Source organism: Streptomyces sp. HD (assembly GCF_028369295.1).
GTDB lineage: Bacteria > Actinomycetota > Actinomycetes > Streptomycetales > Streptomycetaceae > Streptomyces.
Genome location: NZ_JAQMYP010000123.1, coordinates 1 through 3,116 on the forward strand (window position 1 = coordinate 1; position 3,116 = coordinate 3,116).

Sequence of the window (3,116 nt, forward strand, 5' to 3'; positions counted from 1 at the left end):
GGTGAGCCCCTCAACCCCGGGTGGCACCACGTCCTCGATCCAGTAGCGGTCGTGCTGGAAGGCGTACGTGGGCAGATCCACCCGACGCGCACCACTCCCGGCGTACAGCACCGACCAGTCCACCGGCGCACCCGCCACATACGCCTCGGCCAACGACGTCAGGAAACGCCGCGTGCCGCCGTCGTCACGCCGCAGCGACGCCACGGCAGCCCCTGTGCCATGGACGTCCTCCAGCGTTTCCTGGATCGCCATGGTGAGGACAGGGTGGGAGCTGGCTTCGACGAAGATGTGGTGTTCCTGCTGGGCAAGCATCCGGACCACCGGCTCGAACAGCACCCGCTCGCGAAGATGCGTCACCCAGTACGCCGCATCCAGCCCCGCGGTATCCATCCGCTCACCGGTCACCGTCGAGTAGAACGCCACCGACGACGACACCGGCCGGATGTCCGCGAGCTCGGCGAAGAGTTCCTCATTGAGCACGTCCACCTGCGCGGAATGCGAGGCGTAGTCCACGGCGACACGGCGGGCCCGCACCCCAGCGCCTTCGCACTCGGCGAGCAGCTCGTCCAGAGCATCCGGATCGCCCGATACGACCACCGTCGAAGGCCCGTTGATCGCCGCGACACCGATTCGGTCCTCGAACCGGACCAGCCGCTCCTCGACATCCGCGACCGGCAGGGAGACCGACACCATCCCGCCCCTGCCGGACAGCTTCTCCAGCACCAGGCGGGAACGGACCGCGACAACCCGGGCGCCGTCCTCCAACGACAGCCCACCGGCAATGCACGCAGCAGCCACCTCACCCTGTGAGTGACCGACCACCGCGGCCGGCTCCACGCCGAACGACCGCCACAGCGCGGCCAGCGACACCATCACCGCCCACAACACCGGCTGCATCACATCGACCCGTGCCCACAACGGGTCATCCGTGTCCCGGAACACCACATCCCTGAGCGACCACTCCACATACGGGCTCAGGGCCTCGGCGCACTCGTCCATCCGCGCCGCGAACACCGGCGAGGCATCCCACAACTCACGCCCCATACCGGCCCACTGCGACCCCTGACCCGGGAACACGAACACCGCTCCCGCACCGGCGTCACCGGTGCCGCGAACGAGGCCGGGCGCGTCGAGCCCGTCGGCGAGGGCGGTCAGCGCTGCGGGCCGGTCTTCGTCCTGTCCGGTGAACAGCACCGCTCGATGGGCGAGCTGGGAGCGGCTGGTCAGCAGGGAGTGACCGACGTCAGCGGCCGCGAGTCCGGGCTGGGCGTCGAGGTGGGCGCGCAGCCGTGCGGCCTGTTCGCGCAGTGCCGCCTCGGTGTTGCCGGAGATCAGCCAGGGAAGTACGGCCGGCCCCGTGGTGAAGGGAGGCTCCGCCACGTCGTCCGCCTGTGGCTCGGCGGCGGGTTCCTCCTCCGGGGCCTGTTCGAGGACCACGTGGGCGTTGGTGCCGCTGATCCCGAACGACGACACGCCCACTCGCCGCGGCCGTCCCGTCTCGGGCCACTTCCGCGCCTCCGTCAGGAGTTCCACGGCGCCCGCCGACCAGTCCACCTGGCTGCTCGGCTTGCCCACGTGCAGGGTCTTGGGCAGGACGGCGTGCTGCAGCGCCAGCACGCTCTTGATGACACCGGCGACACCGGAAACGGCCTGGGTGTGCGCGATGTTCGACTTCAGCGACCCGAGCCAGAGCGGCTCGCCGTCGTGCCGGTCCTGGCCGTAGGTGGCCAGCAGCGCCTGCGCCTCGATCGGGTCGCCCAGCGTCGTACCCGTACCGTGCGCCTCCACCGCGTCCACGTCGGCGAGCGTCAGTCCGGCGTTCGCGACGGCCTGCCGGATCACCCGCTGCTGCGACGGGCCGTTCGGAGCGCTCAGACCGTTCGACGCACCGTCCTGGTTGACCGCCGCCCCGCGGATGACCGCGAGCACGGGGTGACCGTTGCGGCGGGCGTCGGCGAGACGTTCCAGCAGGACGACGGCGACGCCCTCGCCCCAGCCGATGCCGTCCGCGTCGTCGGAGAACGCCTTGCAGCGGCCGTCCGCCGCCAGGCCGCGCTGCCGGGCGAAGGTCACGAAGGCCGACGAGGTGGCCATCACGGCGACACCGCCGGCGAGTGCCAGCGAGCAGTCTCCCTGCCGGAGCGACTGTGCGGCGGAGTGCAGTGCGACGAGGGAGGACGAGCACGCCGTGTCGATGGTGACCGCCGGGCCCTCCAGACCCAGGACGTAGGACACCCGGCCCGACATGATGCTCGCCGAGCCGCCGGTGATGGCGTACCCCTGGTCGGTCGGCGAGTTCATCAGCTTGACCGTGTGTTCGATGGCCGTGCCGCCGACGAACACTCCGGTCCGGCTGCCCCGCAGCGAGTGCGGGTCGATGCCGGCCCGCTCCAGCGCCTCCCACGAGGTCTCAAGGAGCAGCCGCTGCTGCGGGTCCATGGTCAGCGCCTCACGCGGCGAGATCCCGAAGAACCCGGCGTCGAAGTCGCCCGCCCCGTTCAGGAACGCGCCCTCTCGGGTGTACGTCGTTCCCGGCCGGTCGGGGTCGCTGTCGAACAGTGAGGAGAGGTCCCACCCCCGGTCGTCCGGGAAGCCGCTCACTCCGTCGGCACCGTCGATCACCATCTGCCACAGCTGCTCGGGCGAGTCGACGCCACCGGGCAGCCGGCAGGCCATCCCGACGATGGCGAGGGGTTCCCGCGCCCGGTCCTGGGTGTCCTTGAGCTGCTGACGGGTCTGCTGCAGTTCGGTCGTGACCCTGCGCAGATAGGTACGAAGTTTGTCCTCGGTCATGCGTGAAACCCCACTCTGGAGCAGTTGAGAGCCCGGCAGATGCCTGTTCAGGACACGCCCAGGTCGCGGTCGATGAAGTCGAAGATCTCGTCGTCCGTGGCGGCTTCGAGATCGGTGGCGCCGTCCTTGTCGGCGATGCCGAGCTGGGTGATGAGGTCGCGGAGGTGACCGACGATGTCCTCACGGGCCTGCGGGTCCGGCGCGACGCTGTCGAGGGCCTCGCCGATGCGGGTCAGCTCCCGCCTGATGTCGAGGACATCGGTGATGCCCGTTTCGCCGTCCTTGGCGAGTTCCGTCAGCAGGAGTTCGGTGACGCGCTGGGA

At 70.2% G+C, this 3,116-nt stretch carries 2 protein-coding genes; both read right to left on the reverse strand.

What is annotated here, in order from left to right:
• On the reverse strand, nucleotides 1–2,793 hold a 2,793-nt coding region (locus tag POF73_RS45520), incomplete at its 3' end, for a type I polyketide synthase (protein ID WP_272125425.1).
• A gap of 47 nt (nucleotides 2,794–2,840) precedes the next feature.
• On the reverse strand, nucleotides 2,841–3,116 hold a 276-nt coding region (locus POF73_RS45525), incomplete at its 5' end, for a hypothetical protein (RefSeq protein ID WP_443049775.1).